16 protein-coding genes are annotated in these 20,276 nt (G+C 65.1%); 4 read left to right on the top strand and 12 right to left on the bottom strand.

Translation table 11 applies throughout. From position 1 onward, the window contains the following. Positions 1-96 precede the first annotated feature (96 nt). The 4 genes from CO675_RS02395 to CO675_RS02380 form a co-directional block, all read right to left on the bottom strand. Positions 97-4,362 carry an autotransporter domain-containing protein gene (locus CO675_RS02395; RefSeq protein WP_283808096.1) on the bottom strand — a complete coding sequence of 1,422 codons (4,266 nt, stop codon included), beginning with the start codon at positions 4,360-4,362 and terminating at the stop codon, positions 97-99. Positions 4,363-4,558: 196 nt separating this feature from the next. After that, positions 4,559-5,500, bottom strand: coding sequence for a DMT family transporter (locus tag CO675_RS02390; RefSeq protein ID WP_502693361.1), 942 nt, complete (start codon positions 5,498-5,500; stop codon positions 4,559-4,561). Between the two features lie 246 nt (positions 5,501-5,746). Next, positions 5,747-6,586 (bottom strand): aldo/keto reductase, encoded by an 840-nt coding sequence (locus CO675_RS02385; RefSeq protein WP_097670405.1) that lies wholly within the window; start codon positions 6,584-6,586, stop codon positions 5,747-5,749. A gap of 285 nt (positions 6,587-6,871) precedes the next feature. Next, positions 6,872-8,353 carry an aldehyde dehydrogenase family protein gene (locus tag CO675_RS02380; protein WP_198964462.1) on the bottom strand — a complete coding sequence of 494 codons (1,482 nt, stop codon included), beginning with the start codon at positions 8,351-8,353 and terminating at the stop codon, positions 6,872-6,874. 117 nt (positions 8,354-8,470) lie between these two features. Between CO675_RS02380 and CO675_RS02375 the strand changes: the two genes are divergently transcribed. Beyond that, entirely contained in the window at positions 8,471-9,556 is a 1,086-nt protein-coding gene (locus tag CO675_RS02375) for a substrate-binding domain-containing protein (protein WP_097670880.1), read from the top strand. Between the two features lie 84 nt (positions 9,557-9,640). After that, positions 9,641-10,378 carry a glutamine amidotransferase gene (locus CO675_RS02370; RefSeq protein ID WP_097670403.1) on the top strand — a complete coding sequence of 246 codons (738 nt, stop codon included), beginning with the start codon at positions 9,641-9,643 and terminating at the stop codon, positions 10,376-10,378. A gap of 51 nt (positions 10,379-10,429) precedes the next feature. On the opposite strand, the gene CO675_RS02365 is transcribed toward CO675_RS02370, so the two are convergent. Genes CO675_RS02365 through CO675_RS02355 form a run of 3 tightly spaced genes read right to left on the bottom strand, consistent with a single transcriptional unit; the run spans position 10,430 to position 13,291 of the window. Further along, positions 10,430-10,873, bottom strand: coding sequence for a DoxX family protein (locus CO675_RS02365; RefSeq protein ID WP_097670402.1), 444 nt, complete (start codon positions 10,871-10,873; stop codon positions 10,430-10,432). Between the two features lie 24 nt (positions 10,874-10,897). Continuing rightward, a complete protein-coding gene (locus CO675_RS02360; RefSeq protein ID WP_198964461.1) occupies positions 10,898-12,256 on the bottom strand; it encodes an MFS transporter in 1,359 nt (452 codons plus the stop codon). A 60-nt stretch (positions 12,257-12,316) separates the two neighbouring features. Next, entirely contained in the window at positions 12,317-13,291 is a 975-nt protein-coding gene (locus tag CO675_RS02355) for an amidohydrolase family protein (RefSeq protein WP_097670400.1), read from the bottom strand. 169 nt (positions 13,292-13,460) lie between these two features. On the opposite strand from CO675_RS02355, the gene CO675_RS02350 reads away from it, so the two are divergent. Together CO675_RS02350 and CO675_RS02345 are read left to right on the top strand one after the other, a co-directional pair. Then, the gene (locus CO675_RS02350) at positions 13,461-14,009 is read left to right on the top strand and encodes a MarR family winged helix-turn-helix transcriptional regulator (RefSeq protein WP_158231174.1); all 549 of its coding nucleotides are present in this window, start codon (positions 13,461-13,463) and stop codon (positions 14,007-14,009) included. 23 nt (positions 14,010-14,032) lie between these two features. After that, positions 14,033-15,232, top strand: a complete 1,200-nt coding sequence (locus tag CO675_RS02345) for a 3-hydroxybenzoate 6-monooxygenase (protein WP_097670398.1) — start codon at positions 14,033-14,035, stop codon at positions 15,230-15,232. Here the strand turns inward: CO675_RS02345 and CO675_RS02340 are convergent. The 5 genes from CO675_RS02340 to CO675_RS02320 all read right to left on the bottom strand — a co-directional run bounded on the left by CO675_RS02340 (position 15,229) and on the right by CO675_RS02320 (position 19,933). After that, entirely contained in the window at positions 15,229-16,128 is a 900-nt protein-coding gene (locus CO675_RS02340) for an SMP-30/gluconolactonase/LRE family protein (protein ID WP_198964460.1), read from the bottom strand. The two genes, CO675_RS02345 and CO675_RS02340, sit on opposite strands and share 4 nt — an antisense overlap. Positions 16,129-16,349: 221 nt before the next feature. After that, positions 16,350-16,775, bottom strand: a complete 426-nt coding sequence (locus CO675_RS02335) for a globin family protein (protein ID WP_097670397.1) — start codon at positions 16,773-16,775, stop codon at positions 16,350-16,352. A gap of 79 nt (positions 16,776-16,854) precedes the next feature. Continuing rightward, complete coding sequence (locus CO675_RS02330; RefSeq protein WP_097670396.1) at positions 16,855-17,649, bottom strand: ABC transporter ATP-binding protein; 795 nt, start codon at positions 17,647-17,649, stop codon at positions 16,855-16,857. A gap of 12 nt (positions 17,650-17,661) precedes the next feature. After that, entirely contained in the window at positions 17,662-18,564 is a 903-nt protein-coding gene (gene ntrB, locus CO675_RS02325) for a nitrate ABC transporter permease (RefSeq protein WP_097670878.1), read from the bottom strand. Between the two features lie 58 nt (positions 18,565-18,622). Continuing rightward, positions 18,623-19,933 carry a CmpA/NrtA family ABC transporter substrate-binding protein gene (locus tag CO675_RS02320; RefSeq protein WP_097670395.1) on the bottom strand — a complete coding sequence of 437 codons (1,311 nt, stop codon included), beginning with the start codon at positions 19,931-19,933 and terminating at the stop codon, positions 18,623-18,625. Positions 19,934-20,276: the final 343 nt, after the last annotated feature.

The raw sequence follows: 20,276 nt of genomic DNA, 5'->3' as shown, positions 1-20,276 counted from the left end.
CCCACTCATTTTGATGCGTATTTCGTCCCGCGAAATACACTGTCGCGGATCAAGTCCGGGACAGGCTTTCGCTGCGGGAGGCTATAGCACGGAGGGTCACCACGTATAGCGCATAACGCCTTTGCCGGCGTAGGACTGGGTGACGTTGGAGAATTCACCCTCGAACGTCGCGGCCGCCGACCAGCCGTTGCGCCACTTGATCTCCGCCGAAGCCGTGGTCAGCGCGGACTCGCTGGCCTGCGCCGCGCCGTTGACCACGAAGGCCCCGCCCGGCAGCGCCTGGAACACGGCAGCGGCGGTGCGGTCGGGGTTGAAGTCATGCGCCCAGGCGACGCGGCCGCGCAGCGTCACGATGCCGCTATCGACCGCGAAGGACTTGTCGGAGCGCAGACCGAGTTCGCTCCTGACGTCGGTGACGCTCTTTGCCGCGTAATTCAGCGCGAAGGCGCCGCTGCCGGAGACCACGCTCTCCGCATAGTTCGGCAACTCGAAGCTGGTGAACTGCGCCGCCGCGTAAGGCGTCAGCCCGATCCAAGGTGTCGGGTAGCGATAGCCACCCTCGAGCCGGCCCGACCAGGCATTGGCCTTGAAGTCGGCGCGCAGATGATCGGCGCCCGCAGCGGTGACGATGCGGTCGGTGGTGATATCCTGCCAGCCATAGGCGAGCGCTGCGCTCACATACGCCGCGCCGACGGCGTGGCGGACGAACGCACCGGCCTGGAACAGATCCGAGCGGCCCCAGCCAAGACCGTTGACGCTGAAGCTGGTGGCGCCGCCGGCCAGCGCAAAGCCGGCGATGGTGTTCGGCGACAAACGATAGTCGGCGCCGACCGCGGTGCCATAGATGCTGCTGCTGGTGCTGTTGGAGCCCAGCACCGCGTTGCCACTGGTGGTCTGCGAACCGCCGTAGCCCGCCGCCCAGACGCTCCAGCGTTGCTCGAAGTCGAGCTGCCGCGGCGGCGGTGCCTTGGCGTAAATCGCGGCCAGCGCATCGCGTGGCTCGGTCGTGCGCGCCGCATACGCCAGCGACACGCTCTCCTCGGCAAACGGAGTGGCGCTCGCGCCGCTACCGAAGCCACCATCGCGCTCGGCGACGAACGGATCGGTCAGCAGCCCGAGGAACTGGTTCATCGCGTTGAACGTCGCCTGCTGCGAGCCGGTCGCGCTCTCGCCCGAGGCCTGGGTCAATCCATTCGGCGAGAGTCCCGCGTAAGCCACGTTGATGCCGCCATTGGCACCAAAGAAGTTCTGCAGCGTCGCGGCAACATTGCTCTGGTTGACGTTGAGCTTCGATTTCACGGCGTAATCGAGCGCGAGATTGAGATAGGCATTGTTTGCGTCGTAGCCGAGCGTTGCAACCAGACCCGACGGCAGCCCGGTTGAAGCGACACCGGCGAACACGCCGTTGCGACCGCCGGCCGCCGACAGGATGGTGTATTGCCTGGCGATCGTGCTGCCGGCGGCGATGCTGACACCCACCGATCCGGCAAGCGCCGCGGTGCCAGTCACCTTGGCTGACGTGGCGGCGGTCGCATTGAGCCCGACGAGATACGCCGCGCCAGACTGGAAGGCGAGATTGCCCGCCACGTTGAGGAATGTACCTGGTGTCGCATTGCCGGGCAGCAGAATGCCACCGCTCGCAATCGTCGTATTGCCGACGGTGCCGATACCGGAGAGCGCGCCGCCTGAATTCACCGTGACTGAACTCGACGACACGATCGAACCATCGACTTGCAGGACGCCGCCATTGACTACGGTGGCTCCGGTATAGGTGTTGACACCCGAGAGAGTCAGCGTGCCACTGCCGCTCTTTTCCAGATTGCCAGGCCCGGCCGGGCCGCAACCGCAGGGATCGGAATCGGCGATCACACCGCTGACGACGGTCGACAGATTGTTGCCGCCGACCGCGAGCGTGTTGCCGCCACCGATGTAGTAAGTGCCCGAGCCCGCGATCGAACCTGCGGTGATGCGACCATCACCGTTCGGCCCAAGGCTGCCGCCGAAGTCGACATAGCCGGTTCCCTGGGTGATGAACTGCGCGGCACCGCCGGTCGCGTTGTCGACGAACTTGACGCTCGCGCCGCTCTCGGTCGTGATCATGGCGTTTCCGGCCGTCGCATATGCGGCAAAGATCAGCGCGCCGCCGGACCGGTTGGTGATCGTCGCGTTGCCTGCGGTCGGCGCTTCGGTCGCGTCGCCGAACGGGCCGAAATAGGTCACGCCGCTGTTGTCGATGGTCGCGTTCGCCGCGGTGCTGCTCTGGAAGAAACTGACATAGCCGGTGGCGGACGTCGTCATCTTCGCCGACGCCGCCGACGAAAATCCGAGGAAATACGTCGAGCCGACGTTGTTACCATTGGTGTTGTCACCATTGGTAATGGTGGAATTGCCCGCGGTGCTGCTGTCGCCAAACACCGTGGCGCCGAAATTCCGGTTGACGATCACGGCCGTCGACGCCGTGGTGGAATTGTGGAACGTCGTGCTGGCGAACCCGTTGAAGCCGTCGTTGACGATCTTGGTGATGCCCGCCGTGTTGGCGTTGACGATCTCGAACCTGCCGTTGACAGTGACTTCGCCGACGATCGAGGCGGTGTGGCTGGCGTCGCCGAGTTGCAGCGTTGCGCAATTGCAGATCGTGGTGCCGCCGGCATAGGTGTTGGAGCCTGTCAACACCACGCGGCCGACGAAGGCCGAAGCGCCCAGCACTGACAGTCCACCGGCGCCGCCAATGTTGCCCGAGTAAGTGAAGGTGGATCCGTTGCCGTCGATGCTGCCGCCGGTAGCGCTGACCTGTGCGTTGTTCGCGATCGTGTAGTTGCCGCCGGCCTGCAGCGTCCCGCCGTCGAAAGTCAGCAGGCCGGTGCCGATCGCCGACGAGACGATCGCGCCCGGCGTACCCACGGTGCCGACGCCGACTTGCAGCACGCTGCTGCCGCCGGCAACGCCGCACGCAGTGCCGCAGATCGTGGTGCCGCCGGTATATGTATTCGCTCCGGACAGCACCAGCCTGCCGCCCCCGTTGAGCACGATATCGCCGGCACCGCTGATAGGCCCCGACATCGTGTTTGTGGTACCGGCGGCGACGGTGATGATGGGATCGCTGTTGATGACGATGGTGTTGGCGATGTTGAGGCCGTTGCCGTCCAGCACCAGCTTGGTGAGACCGGCAAGCGTCTCGCCCATCTTCAGCGTGCCGCTGCCGAGTGCATTGCTGTTGCGGATGACGAGCGTCGATCCGTCGCTCACCGAGGTGCCGCCGGTGTAGGTGCTGGCACCGGTGACGATCAGCGAGCGCCCACCATCCAGCTTGACGGCAACCGAGGCGTCGGTGGCCAAGCCATTGAGGCCCGTGATGCCGGAGATGGTGACATCGCCCGACGCGCCGGCCGCGCTGGTTTGCAGGAACGTCAGGCTGGCACCGACGCCATTTGCAATCGCAAGATTGCCACTGAGCGTTCCACCAATCGACGTCAGCGTATTGGCTCCGCCGGTGAAGCCGATCGCGTTGCCCTGCGCACCCGGGCCGCCGCCACCGGTGATCGTCCCGCTGTTGATGATGGTCAAGCCGCTACCGACGATTCCGGAACCGCCCGTGCCTGCTGCACCGGGCTTCCCCCGCGTGCCGCCGGTGGACGGCTCGCCTTGATTAGCGTCGACATCGGACACCTGCGCGCCGCCACCGCCGCCCGCGCCACCCGAGATCGAGCCGGAATTCCTGATCGTTGCGCCTGGCGCACTGACGACGATGCCGGTGCCGCCGTCACCGCCGCCGCCACCGACATCACCGGCGCCGCCCGCACCGCCATTGCCGCCTGTGATGCTGCCGCTGTTTGAGTGGATTCCTGCGCCGGTGATGGTGAATGCACTACCGCCCGCACCACCACCACCGCCGCCGCCAGCGATTTGGGCTGAAGGGTTCGAGGCGTTGACGCCACCGTCGCCGCCCCTGCCGCCATTGCCGCCCATCACTATCCCGGTGTTGTTCAGCGTCGCGCTGGACGTTCCGCTGAGACCGCCGCCGCCACCGCCACCACCACTCGCGGTAAATGAACCGATCGTTCCAGCAACGCCATCCTGTCCGGCCGCGCCACCGGCACCGCCGCCGGGAGAGGCGTTATTCCCGCCAGGGCCACCGGCACCTCCGGCGGCGCCCTCAGCGCCGCCGCCGCCACCACCACCGGTGCATTGGCACGACCGGTTCGGAGCGCCGCCGTCGCCGCCGACGCCACCGCTCACACCGGGAATGCCGCCGGCGCCGCCATATTGTCCTGTCGACTGATAATTACCCTCGCCGCCGACGCCGCCGTTTTGTGCGACAACCGGCCCGGCGAGCAGAGCGGTTGAAAGGATGATCGCGACCATCAACCAGCCTCGCAGACGGATTCGCGCGCAGCCCCACTTCCGCATTGCCCCAGCCCCAAATCGATAGCGCCGCGCGGACGCGGCTTGACCCGAATGGGCTATCTTGCAACTCGCGGGAGGCGCGTCTTCTCAAGCCGTGCACGGTCAGCGCATCAGGTCGGATTCAGGGCGTCTGTTGTAAAATGGATACGCGCGGTCAGGCGTTCGGCGACGGCTCGCTGGCCACCGCGATCAACTGCGAGCGGCGCATGCGCTCGCGGTGCGCGGTATAGAGGCCGGAGGCGACGATGAAGCCGGCGCCGAGAATGGTCCAGCGATCGGGGACTTCACCGAAAATCAGGAAGCCGAGGATGCTGACCCACAGCAGCTGCGTGTAGGAGAACGGCGCGAGCACCGAGGCATCGCCATAGCGGAACGCCAGCACCACGATCCACTGTCCGACGGTGGACGCAACGCCGATCAGGATGCCGAACATGATGTCGTGCCAGCTCGGCGCGACCCAGACGAACGGCACCAGCGCGCTGACGATGGCGACGCCGACGATGGACGAATACGTCATCACGGTGATCGGACGTTCGCTGCCGCTCATCATGCGCGTCAGGATCAGCGTGCCGGCCCAGGCCAGCGCCGAGACGAGCGGGAAAACCGCCGCGGGATGGAAGGCGCTGGTGCCGGGCCGCAGGATGATGAACACGCCGGCGAGGCCGACCGCAGTCGCGATCCAGCGGCGCATGCCGACCTTCTCGCCGAGGAAAGCAATCGACAGCGCGGTGACGAACAGCGGCGAGACGAAACTGGTGGCCGAGGCCTCCGCGATCGGCAGGAAGCCCAGCCCCGTGATGAAGATCAGGGAGGAGCCGAGCAACGCAGCACCGCGCAGCACATGCAGGCCGGGACGGCTGCTGCGCAGCGCGAACAGCGGCGTGCCCGGCAGCATCGCCGGCGTCATGATCAGCGCGAACACCAGGAAGCGGATCCAGGCGATCTCGATCGAGGGCAGCGAGGACGACAGATATTTCGCGGTGACGTCGGAGGTGCCGAGGAAGACCGTCGACAGCAGGATCAGCGCAATGCCCTTGAACGGCCGGTCGGTGCGCGCCGGTGCCTTGTTGCGTGCAACGGATGTTTTCGCGGGCAATGCAAGAGGAACGCTGTCCAGCCTGGCGGCTACGGCGGGGGGCGGTGTCACGGCAATCTCGATGAGCAAAATAAGGGGAATCTGCTGTTCGTACAGAACTCCAATTCCGCCGCAAGAACAATGCCCGAAAACGGGACTCCGATATGCACCAGCGCGCGCGACCGCCCGCCGCAGCCTGCGCGCGGGCCACGATCGCAACCGTTTGTTAAGGACTGTGTGGTGCGGAGCTTCTGATGATCCCGCAGGTTAGAGCATCGGCAGTGAGCGCGGCTTCGGCCCGCGCGGGAACGCCGCGTCGAGCGCGGCGATCTCGTCGCCGCTGAGCTTGAGCGTTCCCGCCGCGGCGTTCTCCGCGGCGTGGTCCGCGTTCGACGCCTTCGGGATCGCGAGCACTGACGGCAGCCGCGTGAGAAAGCTCAGCGCGACCTGCCGCGGCGTCGCCTGGTGCGCCTGCGCGATCGATTGCAGCACCGCGCCTGATTTGCTCGACGCGGACGGAAAATCATTGTGGCCGAACGGCGAGTAAGCGACCACGGCCACGCCATGCCGCTCGCACCACGGGATCACGGCGTGCTCGATGGCGCGCTCCCGCAGATGGTAGAGCACCTGGTTGCAGGCGATCTTGCCCTCGCCAGCGACATCGAGCAGTTCGTCGAGATCGTCTGCGTCGAAATTGCTGACGCCCCAGGAGCGGATCTTGCCAGCTGCGGTCAATTCCTCGAACGCCGCGACCGTCTCGGCGAGCGGAATGGTTCCACGCCAGTGCAGCAGGTAGCAATCGAGGCGATCGGTCTTCAGCCGCTTCAGCGAGCGCTCGCAGGCGGTGATGGTGCCACGCCGCGAGGCGTTGCTCGGCAGCACCTTCGAGACCAGGAACAGCTCGTCGCGGCGGCCCGTGATCGCGTCCGCGATCACGAGCTCGGCGTCGCCATACATCTCGGCGGTGTCGATATGGGTCATGCCGGCATCGATACCGCGCTTCAGCGCAGCGACCGCCGCCTTGCGGTCACCGCGATCGAGATACCAGGTGCCCAGCCCGATCACCGAGACCTGCGGCCCGTTGCTGCCGAATTTTCTTGTCTGCACGATCGCCTCGTTCTGCGTGGGTCGTATCTGGCCCTACGCGAGGACGATAAAGCAAACGGGCGACCGTGTCTCCACATCGTCGTCCCGGCGAAGGCCGGGACCCATACTCCGCAGCAGGCATAGTTGGCGGGACTCGTCATTCCACGCGTGCGTAACAACAGCGACTTGTGGTTATGGGTCCCGGCCTTCGCCGGGACGACGGCGGAATATGCAGCGCGTTCCCGCACCAACCCCAACGGCGCGGATCCTCCGATCCGCGCCCCGTATTGACTGCGTTACGCGCGGTCACACGTTGAGATTCATCCACACCGCCTTCGGCTCGGTGAAATTGTCGAGCGCGGCGGTGCCGTGCTCGCGGCCGAGGCCGGAGTCGCGCTCGCCGCCCCACGGCAACCGCACGTCGGTGTAGCCATAGGTGTTGATCCACACCGTGCCGGCGCGGGCCTTTTTCGCGAAGCGCTGCACGCGGCCCATGTCGGCGCTCCAGACGCCGGCGGCGAGACTGTAGGCGGTGCCGTTGGCGATGCGCAGCGCATCGGCCTCCTCCTTGAACTTGATCACGCTGACGACGGGTCCGAAGATCTCCTCCTGCGAGATGCGCATCTCGTGCGCGACATTGGCGAACACCGCCGGGCTGATGAAATAGCCTCGGTCGCCGACGCGTTCGCCGCCAGTGGCGAGCTGCGCGCCCTCGTTCTTGCCGATCTCGACATAGTCGAGGATCGAGCGCATCTGCTTCTCGGAGATCACAGGTCCGAGCACGGTGGCGCGATCCGCGGGATCGCCGATGCGCAGGCTTTCCGCGCGCGCGACCAGCCGCTCCACCACCTCGTCATAGGCGTTCTCCTGCACCAGGACGCGCGATCCTGCCGAGCAGACCTGCCCGGCATTGAAGAAAATGCCGGCCGCGGCAGCCTTGGCGGCGGCCTCGAGATTGGCGTCGTCGAAGATCACATTGGCGGACTTGCCGCCGAGCTCGAGCGAGACCCGTTTGAAGTTGCCCGCGGCGCCTTTCATGATGCCGCGGCCGACGCCGGGCGAGCCGGTGAACGTGACCTTGTCGACATCGGGATGATTGACCAGCGCGTCGCCCACGACTCGACCAGGTCCGGTCACGATGTTGAGCACGCCCTTCGGCAGCCCGGCCTCGAGCGCGAGCTCGCCGATCCGCAGCGCCGACAGCGAGGTCAGCTCGGCCGGCTTCATCACGACCGTGCAGCCGCAGGCCAGCGCCGGCGCGAGCTTCCACATGCCGATCATCAGCGGGAAATTCCACGGCACGATCGCGGCGACCACGCCGACCGGCTCGCGCACCGTGTAGGTCAGGGCATCGTCGCGGGTCGAGACGACGTCGCCGCTGATCTTGTCGGCCCAGCCGGCGTAGTAGGTCAGCGTGTCGATCGCGGCAGGAAAATCCTGGCGCAACACTCCCGCGATCGGCTTGCCGGCATCGAGGCTTTCCAGAGTAGCGATTTCATCGGCGTGCTGCTTGAGCAGCTCGGCCCACTTCAGCAGGATGTGGCCGCGCTCGGCAGCGCGCATGGTGCGCCACGGACCTTCGAAGGCGCGGCGCGCGGCGGCGACCGCGCGGTCGACGTCGTGCTCATTGCCTTCGGCAATGGTCGCGATCACCTGCTCGGTGGCGGGATTGAGCGATTTGAAGGTTTTTCCTGACAGCGAGCGGACGCGGGCGCCATCGATCAGCAGCAATTCATCCCGAACGGTTGGGGCGCGGGCGTCGCGCTCATAGTCATATGCAACCGACATCATATTTCCTCCTGGTGTTGTGACTCAACGTAGGAGGCTCTGATCAGCAGTAAATATGATATCTTGTGCCTATTGGTATGCCAGGATATGAAGTCGACTTCATAAATGGTGACCACGATGCTGCAGATCGAGATCGAGACCGTCTGGCGTTTTCGGAAAGAGAACTCGCCGCAGACCGCGGTCGTGATGCTCGGCATCCTCAACGAAATCAGGAAGACCGGGAAGATCACCAGCGCCGCCAGCGATGCGCAGCTGTCCTATCGCCATGTCTGGAATCTGATCGAGCAATGGTCCGAGTTCTTCGGCGTGCCACTGGTCGAGACCCAGCGCGGCAAGGGCTCGAAGCTGACGCCGTTCGGCGAACGGCTGGTATGGGCCGGCGAGCGCATGCAGGCGCGGCTCGGGCTGCAGCTCGAGAACCTCGCGCAGGAATTGGTCACCGAGATCAAGCCGTTCCTCGAACAGCGGCCGCAGGTGATCCGGGTCCATGCCAGCCACGGCTTTGCCGTATCCAAGCTGCGCGAGTTCCTCGATCGCGAGGGCGGCGTCGGCGTCGACCTGCGCTACGTCAGCAACCAGAACTCGCTGGTCTCGCTGGCTCAGGGCGCCTGCGATCTCTCCGGCGTGCATCTACCGCACGGCGAATTGCGGGCGCGGGGCATCAAGGCCTGCCGGGAATGGCTCGACCCGCGCGAGGATCGCGTGATCAACTTCGTGACGCGCGAAATGGGCCTGATGGTCAAGCGCGGCAACCCGTTGAAGATCACCTCGCTGAAGGATTTGGTCGAGCGCAAGGCCCGCTTCGTCAACCGCGACCATGATTCCGGCACGCGGCTGCTGTTCGATCAATTGCTGACGCTGCACAAGATCCAGCAAGGCCGGATCAACGGCGCCCAGCACATGGAGTTCACCCATGCCGCGGTCGCCGCCTATGTCGCAAGCGGCATGGCGGATGCGAGTTTTGGCGTCGAGGCCGCCGCTCGGCAGTTCGGCCTCGATTTCATCCGCCTGCTCACGGAGGATTACTTCTTCGTCTGCAAGCGTGCGTTCCTCGAGACCGAGCCGATGCAGCGGGTGCTCGACATCATGAAGAGCAGCGAGTTTCACACGGCCGTGGGCGCACTCCCCGGCTATGTCGCCTCGAATACCGGCGCCGTCAGCGGCGTGAAGGATTTCCTGGAGAAGATGCATTCCGACCGCTGATCAGCCACCCGCCGTGGCGGCTGGACTCACTGCGATCCGCCGCGCTATATTTGAGATTATATAGCGAAAGACTGGACGTTGCCGATGCGACCACCGCGCTCCGCCATTGCGATCCGCCATGTGGCGTTCGAGGACCTCGGGCTGCTGGCCCCGATCATGGAGCGCGCGGGCTGGAGCGTGTCGTTCTGCGACGCACCGGTCGACGACCTCTCCGATCGCGGGATTCGCGATGCGGACCTCCTGATCGTGCTGGGCGGGCCGATCGGAGTCTATGAGACGGACACCTATCCGTTCCTCTCGACCGAGCTTGCGCTGTTGGAACACAGGCTGCGCCGCGGACTGCCGACGCTCGGCATCTGCCTCGGCGCGCAACTGATGGCGCAGGCGCTGGGCGGCCGCGTGTTTCCGGGCACGGTCAAGGAAATCGGCTGGGGCCCGATCGACCTGACGGCGGACGGCAGATCATCCTGCCTGCGCAACCTGCACAGCAAAGTGCTGCACTGGCACGGCGACACCTTCGACCTGCCCAAGGAGGCCGTGCGGCTGGCCTCGAATGCCAATTACGAGAACCAGGCCTTCGCCTGGGGCCGCAACGCACTGGCGCTGCAATTCCACCTCGAGGCCGATCCGCGGCAGCTCGAGGAATGGTATGTCGGCCACGCCGTCGAGTTGTCCACGGCGAAAGTCTCGGTTCCCGAGCTGCGCGCGACGACGCAGGCGCTGGCGAGGTCCGTCGCCGCACAGGCAGAGCAGGTGTTCGGCGACTGGCTGTTATCCATCGCGCCCGGCGACAGCGTGCTTCGTTCCAGCGCCGGTTCGTAAACCGGACTAGCGCGTCGAAGGCAGGCGGTCGCCCTTGAAGCAATCAGGCGTTCATGACCTGCTGCCGGCATTCACCGCGTAGCTTCCGGGCCCGTAGACCGCGATCATCGCGAGTGCCCCGAGCAGGCCGAGGTTCTTCAGGAAGTTGATGGTCTGGGTGACGACCTGCGCCTCCGGTGCGGTCCAGAAATTGTGGAACATCAGCGTCGCCGCGATCGTGAACAGGAACAGGATGACGGCGGCGGGGCGTGCGAGCAGGCCGAGCAGGAGTGCGATGCCGCAGCCGAGCTCGACTGCGGTCGCACCGGCCGCAAGGACCGCACCGATGCCGTCGGCGCCGCCGAGACGTCCGGCGGTCGCGGAGAAGGCCATCAACTTGCCGATGCCGCTGTAGAGGAACAGCGGCGCAATCGCCAACCGGGCAAACAGCAGCACCGGGGAATCCGGAAGTCGTGCTGCGCCGGCATTCGCGGCCGTATGGGTAGAGCTGGACATCAGAGGCTCCTTTCGTCTTGATCGCTATTCCGCGGGCGCCGTGTCGATGGCCGCAGGCCGCACCGCAGCGGTCAGTCCAAGCGAGCCGATCGCAAAGGCACCGACGATCGCGGCGCCGCCGATCACCCAGAACACGATGTCCGGACCACCGGTCACCTGCTGCAGCAGCCCGATCACATAGGGCCCGAGGATCGCGCCGACCCGGCCGACGCCCAATTCCATGCCGACGCCGCTGGCGCGCAGCAGCGTCTCGTATGAGCCCGCGGTGAAATTGTTGAGCACGTGCTGTGCGCCGATGATGCAGAAGCCGGCGATGGCGACGATCGCGAGATTGACGCCGTGACCGCTGACGAACACCAGCGCCAGCACGGCGATGCCGCCGGTCAGCCACCGTGTCGCGAGGTAGCGCGGCGTCAGCGATATCTTGCGGTCGGCCAGCATCGCAAGCGTCAGCCCGCCGACGAACGACATCCCCTGCATCAGCGCGCCGAAGCCGAACGATGCGGCAAACGTTTCGCCGCGCTTCTGCATGACAGTGGGAATCCAGCCGGTCAGGCCGAAGATCGCGAACAGGCTGAGGAACGCGGTGATCCAGATCGTCAGCGAGACGCGGCGATAACGCGGGCTCAGCAGCGCCGCGATCGGGTTCGGCACGCTGCCGGCGTCGGCCGAGACGAAGCTCGCGTTGCGATAGATGGCGGCGCGTTCCGGGCGAAGCCGCGCGAGCAGCGCACGCAACTCTTCGGTGTGCCGCCGCGCCGCCAGGAATTGTGGGCTTTCGGGCAGCACCGAATGCGCGACGAAGGTCAGCGGGATCGATAGCGCGCCGAGGTAATAGAGGATCTGCCAGCCGTAATGCGGCGTCAGATAGACACCGACGAGCCCTGCGCAAACGCCGCCGAGCGACCAGCCCAGCGTCACGCCCCACAATGAAAATGCGTTGCTGACGCGGCGCGGCGCCAGTTCGTTGACAAAGGTCGTGCCGAGCGGCAACAGCACGCCGAGACCGAGGCCGGTCGCAAAGCGCAGCGCGCAGAAGCTCCAGAAATCGCTGCCGACCGTTGCGGTCAGCAGCGTGAAGACGTTGACGATCCAGAGGCCTGCGAGCAGCGTGCCGCGCCGGCCGAGCCGGTCGGCGACCGTGCCTTGACCGACCGCCCCGAACAGGAATCCGACGAGGCCCGAACTCACCAGCAGCCCCGCTTGGCTCGGCGACAGCCCCCATGGCTTTGCCACGTAGTGGATGACATAGGCCGGATTGAACGTGTCATAACCGTCGAACAACGTGATGAGCGTGATCAGGATGCCGAGGAGGATGTGCAGCCGGCCAACGGCCGCACTGGACAGCTCCTCATGCACGTCGATGTCTCGCGAAGTGCTCACGGTTTCCTCCATTGCAACTGATGCTGCGCCCTGCTCTGCGGCAGGTTGAAATAAACGCGTCTAGAGCTTGAACAGGCTGCGGGCGTTGTCGCGGCCGATCTTGATGCGGTCGCCTTCGGCGATCGTCGCCGCGTCGAACCACTCGGCGGCATGGTCGATGTTCTCGAACGGCCAGTCGGCCGAGAACAGGATGCGGTCGGCGCCGATCTCGAGCATCGCGTCGATCAGCGCCTGGGTGCGGAAATTGCCTGACGTCGTGATGTAGAAATTCTCCCGGAAGTAATCGGCGATCTTGCGCTTGGCCGGATAGACGTTCTGCGCGCGCATCCACTTGTTGTGATTATCGACCCGCCACATCGAATACGGCAGGCCCTCGCCCATGTGGCCGAGGATGATCTGCAGCCGCGGATAGGCGTCGAACAATCCCGAACCCATCAGGCGCAGTGCGTGCACCGCGGTCTCCTGGCCGAACGCCCAGGTCGGCCCCATCAGCCAGCGATGGCCCTCGTAGATCGCGGCATCCTTCGCCAGCGGATTGCGCGGATGCAGATAGAACGGAACGTCGAGGCGCTCGACCTCGGACCAGAACGGCCAGAACTCCTCGCGGTCGTAGTAGAGCGCGCCGTCGTGGCCTTCGACCTCGCTGAAGCCGTTGACGAGTGCGCCGCGGAATTTCAATGCGCTCACGCAGCGATCGAGCTCGCGTGCGGCGGCTTCCGGATCCTGCATCGGCAGCGCGGCCAGGCCCTGGAAGCGCTGCGGCCGCCGCGCGACCTGCTCGGCGAGGAAATCGTTGGCGCGGCGCGACAGCTCGAGCGCGCGGCCGCGGTCGGGAATGGCCTGGATCGCCGGCGCGTTGAGCGACAGCAGCATCAGCTCGATGCCGTGGGCATCCATCTCGGCAAGACGGCGGTCCTGAATGTCGAGCAGCCGCGCCTTGAGCTCGACCCAATCGTCGGCGGGCGAGAACCCGGCGCTGTCGCGAACCGTCTCCTCGATGGCGAAGTGCTCCTCCAGCGCGATCTTTCCCTGCATGGCGTCGTCCTTTCCGGCTCGCGGCGTTTCCGTGTTGACAGGACAAGACATCCGGTCCAAATACTTGTCAATGATAAAGTTGTAAATGCAAATAATTGAGATGCAACTGTTGCCGATGCGAAGACCGGCGGCTATTCCGGGCGGACCTCTCCTGCCAGGACCTAAGCCCGTGTACCGATTTTCGAATTCGCTGCCCTATCTGCTCGCCCGGCTCGGCGTGCGGATGGGCGACCTCTTCGTCCGCGTCATCCGTCACGAGAAGTTGACGCTGCCGATGTACCGCGTGCTCGCCGCGCTTTCCGAGCAGGGACACCCGTTGCGGCTCGGCGAAATTGCCGAGCTGACGTCGGCCGACGTCTCGACGCTGTCGCGCATCGTGGCCGAGATGAGCCGCGCCGGCCTCTTGACGCGCGACCGGCCGGAAAACGACCAGCGCAGCCTTCAGGTCGCGCTGACGCCCAAGGGCGCCGAGCTGGCTTCCCGGCTGATGCCGATCGCCCAGCATTATGAGGAAGTCGCAACCGGCGCGATGTCGGCAAAGGAAGCGGCCGAGCTCAAGCAGGTGCTGGTCGAGCTCTACAAGAATCTCGATCGGCTCGAGCAGGAGGTCGAGGCCGGCCTGATCGAGGTGCCGGCGGCGGCGGCGAAAGAGACGCGCGAGCCCAAAGTCGACGTCAAGGGCAGTACCGGCCGCCGGCGCAAGATACCGAGGAAATAGAGCCACAAATTCAGGGAGAGGACATGCGCAGGGACCCGATCATCATTGCAGGCGGCGGCATCGGCGGACTGGCCGCGGCAGTCGCGCTGGCCCGCAAGGGATTTCAGGTCACCGTGCTGGAGCGCGCGCCGCGCTATCAGGAGATCGGCGCCGGCATCCAGCTCGGACCGAACGCCTTCCATGCCTTCGACCATCTTGATCTCGGCGATGCCGCCCGCTCGATTGCGGTGTTCATCGATCAGTTGCGGCTGATGGACGCCATATCCGCCGCGGAGATCACCAGCATCGATCTCACCAGCTATTTCCGCCAGCGCTTCGGCAATCCCTATGCGGTGGTGCATCGCGGCGACCTGCATGGCATCTTCCTGCGCGCCTGCGAGGCGCATCCCCTCATCACATTACGCAGCGATTGCGACGTGGTCGGCTACGACCATGACGGCGAGACGGTGATCGCGCGGCTCAAATCCGGCGAGCGCATCACAGGCTGCCTCTTGATCGGCGCCGACGGACTGCGGTCTCGGATTCGCCAGCAGATGGTCGATGACGGCCCGCCGCGGATCGCCGGCCATACCACCTATCGATCGGTGATCCCGACCGAACAGATGCCGGAGGATCTGCGCTGGAACGCCGCGACCCTATGGGCCGGCGCCAAGTGCCATCTGGTGCACTACCCGCTCTCGGGCTGGAAGGTGTTCAACCTCGCCATCACCTGCCACAACGATCCACCGGAAGCCTTTGCCGCGAAGCCGGTCACCCATGAGGAGGTGCTGGAAGGCTTTCGCGACGTCCATCCCCGCGCCAAGGCGATCATTCACCATGGCAAGGACTGGAAGGCGTGGGTGACCTGCGATCGCGATCCCATCGAGCGCTGGGTTGACGGGCGCGCGGTGCTGCTCGGCGACGCCGCGCATCCGATGCTGCAATACTTTGCCCAAGGCGCCTGCATGGCGCTGGAGGACGCGGTCTGGATCGCCGAGCTGCTGGGCGAGATGCCGGATCGCTTCGAAGATGCTCTGGAGAAGTACCGGCAGGTTCGGCTGATGCGCACGGCGCGGGTTCAGCTGCAGGCCCGCGAACTCGGCACCCATGTCTATCATCCATCCGGCGTGCACGCGCAATTGCGCAACCAGCTGGTCCGCGAGACCAGCCTCGAGCAATTCTGCGACAAGCTGGCCTGGCTGTACGATTCGCCGTTCCCGGAAAGGCCCCGTGTCGCGGCCTAGCCGAGCCCGCTGATGTCGGCGACCAGCACCGTGCCCGTCACCGATTCCGTGATGTAGAGCCGGTCGCGGTTGACGCCGCCGATCGCGACATTGGTGCAGCTTTGTCCAGCGCAGGACTTGATCCGCGCGACGCACTCGCCGTTCGGCGCGAACACGAACACATGGCCGAGCGAGGCGTGCGCAACGAACAGCCGCCCCGCTTGGTCCATTGTCATGCCGTCGGGTCCGCTGGGACCGAACAGCGAGCAGAAGCGCCCGACCTTGGACACGCTGCCGTCCTTCATGAACGGCGCGCGCCACACCGCATTGTCGCGCGTCATGGCGACGAACAGCACCGCCTCTTGTGGATCCAGCACCAGCCCGTTCGGGCTGATGCCGGTGTCGATCAGGCAGTCGAGCTGCCCGCCGGTTTTCAAACGATAGACCCGGCCGGTCGGATCGTGCAGCCCGGTCTGGCCCTGGTCGGTGAAGTAGATATCGCCGTTCGAGGCGATGTGCAGGTCGTTGCAGCCGCGGAACGATTCAGAATTGCGCGAACGCAGCAGCGGCGTGACCTCGCCCGATTTGACATCGAGCTCCATCAGCCCGTGCCGGTAGTCGGCGATCAGGATGCGGCCCATCGGATCGATCTTCAGCCCGTTCGGCCAGCCGTCATATTCGGCGACCTGCGTCCATGACCTGTCTGGCGCGATCCTGAAGATGCGGCCGAACGGAATGTCGACGATGTAGAGATTGCCTGACGCATCGAACGACGGTCCCTCGATGAAACAGTCGGTCACCGCGCCGGGCCGGTTGGCGTCGGCCCATTCGCTCGCCACCTTGCGGCGGAATTCGGCCGGCACGGCGGAAAAGACCTCGGTCGGGATCAGTTTCGGCGGCGTTTCCAGGAACATCATTTTTTTGGTTCACCCGTTAGCGGAACGAGGGGACCATAGATCGATCCTTTCGTCATTGCGAGCGAAGCGAAGCAATCCATCTCTCGACAAGTGGAGGTATGAGTTGCTTCACGGAGCCTGTCATCGGGCACGCGTTCGCGCGACCCGTTGGCTCGCAATGACGTGGATAGAGCTTCCGCTCGCAGCGAAACCGATGTTCCGCGGCAAGCTCGGACGACCGCCTACTCGGCGGCCTGCGCGCTGCCGTAGGCTTCCGAGATCATGTAGCCGGACAGCGTGCCGTAGGCTGCGGTCCATGCGGCGGCGACGTCAGGCGTCCAGGCTTCGCCGAGGCCCTGCTCCAAGGTCCACAGCAATGCGCCGCCGACCACCGGATAATGCTCGGGCTTGGCGCCATAGCCGACATGACGCTTGGCGAGCGCACTCGCGGCCGGAAGCACCGACGGCAGATTGCTCAATCCATTGACGACGACGGCAAGCGTTCCCATCAGCTTCTTGCGCTGCTCGGTCATGTCGGATGGAAACATCGCCTTGACGCCGGGCGCGACCTCGAACAGGCGGTCATAGAAGATGACCGCCGCCTGCTCCGAGATCGGTGCGACCTTGGCGAAGGTCTCTTGGACGAGCTTGACCTGGTCTTCCGTCATGTGTGCCTCCGTGCACGCTGCTTCCTCGCCGCGCCATTGCGGCGAGGCAGAAAAAACTCTCACGTGAGCAACGCGCTGCTCATGCCGCCTCGACGAAGCTGTGGCGCTCATAGAGGAATTCGAGCACGCGCTGCCGGCATTTCAGGTAGCCCGGGTTGGTCGCGAGTTCGAGCCGCTTGCGCGGGCGCGCCAGGGGCACCTCGAGCACCTCGCCGATCCGCGCGCTCGGGCCGTTGGTCATCATGACGATGCGGTCCGACAGCAGCACGGCCTCGTCGACGTCGTGGGTGATCATCAGGATGGTATTGCCGAGCTTCTGGTGCAGCGCCATCACCGAATCCTGCAGATGCGCCCTGGTCAGCGCGTCGAGCGCGCCGAACGGCTCGTCGAGCAGCAGTACCTTCGGCTCCATGGCGAGCGCACGCGCGATGCCGACGCGCTGCTTCATGCCGCCGGAAATCTCGCTCGGTCGCTTGTCCTTGGCATGCGCCATCTGCACCAGGCTGAGATTGTGCATCACCCAGGCGTCGCGCTCGGTCCTGCTCTTGGTTCTGGCAAACACCTTGTCGACGCCGAGCTTGACGTTCTCGTAGACGGTCAGCCACGGCAGCAGGCTGTGGTTCTGAAACACCACGGCGCGATCCGGCCCCGGCGCGTTGACCTCGCGGTTCTCCAGCAGCACGCCACCATTGGTGGCGCCGGTGAGGCCGGCGACGATGTTGAGCAGGGTCGACTTGCCGCAGCCGGAATGGCCGATGATCGAGACGTATTCGCCCTTCTCGATTGTGAGGTTGATGTCCTTCAACACCTCGGTGGTGGCGCTGCCGCGGGTAAAGGTCTTGTCGATGTGATCGAGCTTCAGATAGGCCTGCATGACCGGTCCTCCTCAGTTCGCAGCCGTGCCGCGGGTCACGACTTTGCCGAGGCCCGCAATGAGCCGGTCGAGCACGAAGCCGATGATGCCGACATAGAACAGCGCCAGAATGATTTCGCTGATGTGCGAAGAATTCCAGGCGTCCCAGATGAAGAAGCCGATGCCGACACCGCCGATCAGCATTTCCGCGGCGACGATCGCGAGCCAGGACAGGCCGATGCCGATGCGCAGGCCGGTGAACATGTAGGGCGCGGCCGCCGGGATCATGATCTTGGTGAAGAACTCCAGCGGATTGAGCTGCACCACGGCAGCGACGTTGCGGTAGTCCTGTGGAATGTTGCGGATGCCGACTGCGGTGTTGATGATGATCGGCCACACCGAGGTGATGAAGATGACGAAGATCGCCGAGGGCTGGCCGTCGCGGAATGCCGCCAGCGACAGCGGCAGCCAGGCCAGCGGCGGGATGGTGCGCAGCACCTGGAACAGCGGATCGAGCCCGCGCATCGCCCAGACCGACTGGCCGACCAGCGTGCCGAGCCCGATGCCCACGATCGCCGCCAGCGAATAGCCGTAGGCGACGCGCTGAAGGCTGGCGGAGAGATGCCAGAACAGGCCCTTGTCGATGCCGCCATTGTCGAAGAACGGATCGAGGATCAGCTCCCTGGTGTCCTTGAACACTTTTGACGGCGGCGGCAGGCTGGAGCCGGCGCGCCGGCAGATCAGCTCCCACACCACCAGCAACAAGGCGATCACGATCAGCGGCGGCACCACGCGCGCCGCGGTCTCCTTCGCAATCTTTGCGTAGGTATCGGCGCGCGGGGCGCGCTTCGGCGTCATGGTCACGATCGGCGCCGCGGCTGTGGCCTGCGGGATCGCCACCGCCGACACTTCGGTCTTCATGGCAGGCATCGACATTGAATGAAAATCTCCGTGGTCGAAGGACGGGCCGCGCATGCGCGGCCCTATGGTCAACTCAGACGTCGACACGCTTGATGGACAGCGACTTCAGGTAAGCGGCAGGATCGGCGGGATCGAACACCTTGCCGTCGAACAAGGTCTCCTTGCCGCGCGACGTCGATGCCGGAATGTCCGATACGCCGAGCTCCTTGGCGGCCTCCTTCCAGAGATCCTCGCGGTTGACCTTGGCGATCAGCGCCTTGGTGTCGAATCCCGCCTCGTACTTGCCCCAGCGGATATCCTCGGTGAGGAACCAGAGATCGTGGCTCTGATAGGGATAGGATGCGTTGTCCTTCCAGAACCGCATCTGCTGCGGCGAGTTCTCGACCACCCGGCCGGTGCCGTAGTCGAACTTGCCCTTCATGCGGTCGGTAATGTCTTCGACCGGGCAGTTGATCCATTGCCGCTTGGCGCAGATCGCCGCGGTCTCCTCGCGGTTCTCCGCCTTCTCGCACCACTGTTGCGCTTCCATCACCGCCATCAGCAGCGCCTTCGCGGCCTTCGGGTTCTTGTCGACCCAGGCCGCGCGCAGGCCGAACGACTTCTCCGGATGCTTGTCCCAGAGCTCGCCGGTCGTGATCGCGGTGTAGCCGATGTCCTGATGGATGAGCTGCAGATTCCACGGCTCGCAGACGCAGAAGCAATCCATGGTGCCGACCTTCATGTTCGCCACCATCTGCGCGGGCGGCACCACGATGGTCTCGATGTCCTTGTCGGGATCGATGCCGCCGGCAGCGAGCCAGTAGCGGATCCACAGATCATGCGTGCCGCCCGGGAAAGTCATCGCGGCCTTCACCGCCTTGCCGGAGGCCTTCTTCTTCTCGAGCGCCGCTTTGAACGGCGTGGTGTCGACGCCGACCTTGAGATCGGCATATTCCTTGCCGACCGAGATGCACTGACCGTTCAGATTGAGCCGCGCCATGATGTACATCGGCGTCGGCTGATTGTTCTGCGTTACCTTGCCCGCCGAGATCAGATACGGCATCGGGGTCAGGATATGCGCGCCGTCGATGCCGTTGCCCTCGGAGCCGAGCACGAGATTGTCGCGCGTGGTGCCCCACGAGGCCTGCTTCTGCACCTCGACATCGGGCATGCCGTATTTGGCGAAGATGCCCTTCTCCTTGGCGACGAACAGCGGCGAGGCGTCGGTGAGCGCGATGAAGCCGAGCTTGGCGCCTTTCACTTCCGGACCCGCGCCTTCCGCGAATGCACCAGCGGGAAAGCTGAGCTTGGCTGCGGCGAGCAGCGCGGCGGCGCCGCTGCTTGCCTTCAGGAGCTGGCGACGGCTGATCGCGCGGCCTGGGGGCTTGTTGCTGGGCTTGGTCATCGGTCGTCCTTTGCGTCGTTGCGTTACGGTGTTGCGTCTTTGCGTCGAGCACCGTTCATCGGGTGGCGACGCGCGCAGGGCGCAAAAGGGCATGCACCGGGGATGCCCCGGACTGGCAGCGTCAGAAATCCGATGGGGTGGCCTCGAGGGACGGCTTCAATGGCGTCGACACCTGACTATTCAAGCCTTGTGCCAAGCTACCGCAGTGCAAAAATCGATTTTAATGCAATGTTTTGCGCAACTTGTCGCAGCACGCGCGGAGTTCTCGCACGCTGCCAAAGAATGCGATCCGCCCAATTCTTGTGCGCCGCACATGAATTGAGCAGAGCGCTTGGAGACCGCA

The sequence above is a fragment of the Bradyrhizobium sp. C9 genome, from assembly GCF_002532045.1.
In the GTDB taxonomy this organism is placed as follows: Bacteria; Pseudomonadota; Alphaproteobacteria; order Rhizobiales; family Xanthobacteraceae; genus Bradyrhizobium.
This window is presented reverse-complemented; position numbering and strand designations above follow the sequence as displayed.

Excerpts from the sequence above, each read along its gene's own strand:
- CO675_RS02380 (WP_198964462.1), bottom strand. The coding sequence starts at position 8,353 with ATGTCGGTTGCATATGACTATGAGCGCGACGCCCGCGCCCCAACCGTT.
- CO675_RS02365 (WP_097670402.1), bottom strand. The coding sequence starts at position 10,873 with ATGTCCAGCTCTACCCATACGGCCGCGAATGCCGGCGCAGCACGACTT.
- CO675_RS02375 (WP_097670880.1), top strand. The coding sequence starts at position 8,471 with ATGCTGCAGATCGAGATCGAGACCGTCTGGCGTTTTCGGAAAGAGAAC.
- CO675_RS02330 (WP_097670396.1), bottom strand. The coding sequence starts at position 17,649 with ATGCAGGCCTATCTGAAGCTCGATCACATCGACAAGACCTTTACCCGC.
- CO675_RS02370 (WP_097670403.1), top strand. The coding sequence starts at position 9,641 with ATGCGACCACCGCGCTCCGCCATTGCGATCCGCCATGTGGCGTTCGAG.
- CO675_RS02340 (WP_198964460.1), bottom strand. The coding sequence starts at position 16,128 with ATGATGTTCCTGGAAACGCCGCCGAAACTGATCCCGACCGAGGTCTTT.
- CO675_RS02335 (WP_097670397.1), bottom strand. The coding sequence starts at position 16,775 with ATGACGGAAGACCAGGTCAAGCTCGTCCAAGAGACCTTCGCCAAGGTC.
- CO675_RS02345 (WP_097670398.1), top strand. The coding sequence starts at position 14,033 with ATGCGCAGGGACCCGATCATCATTGCAGGCGGCGGCATCGGCGGACTG.
- CO675_RS02395 (WP_283808096.1), bottom strand. The coding sequence starts at position 4,362 with ATGGTCGCGATCATCCTTTCAACCGCTCTGCTCGCCGGGCCGGTTGTC.
- CO675_RS02320 (WP_097670395.1), bottom strand. The coding sequence starts at position 19,933 with ATGACCAAGCCCAGCAACAAGCCCCCAGGCCGCGCGATCAGCCGTCGC.
- ntrB (WP_097670878.1), bottom strand. The coding sequence starts at position 18,564 with ATGTCGATGCCTGCCATGAAGACCGAAGTGTCGGCGGTGGCGATCCCG.
- CO675_RS02355 (WP_097670400.1), bottom strand. The coding sequence starts at position 13,291 with ATGCAGGGAAAGATCGCGCTGGAGGAGCACTTCGCCATCGAGGAGACG.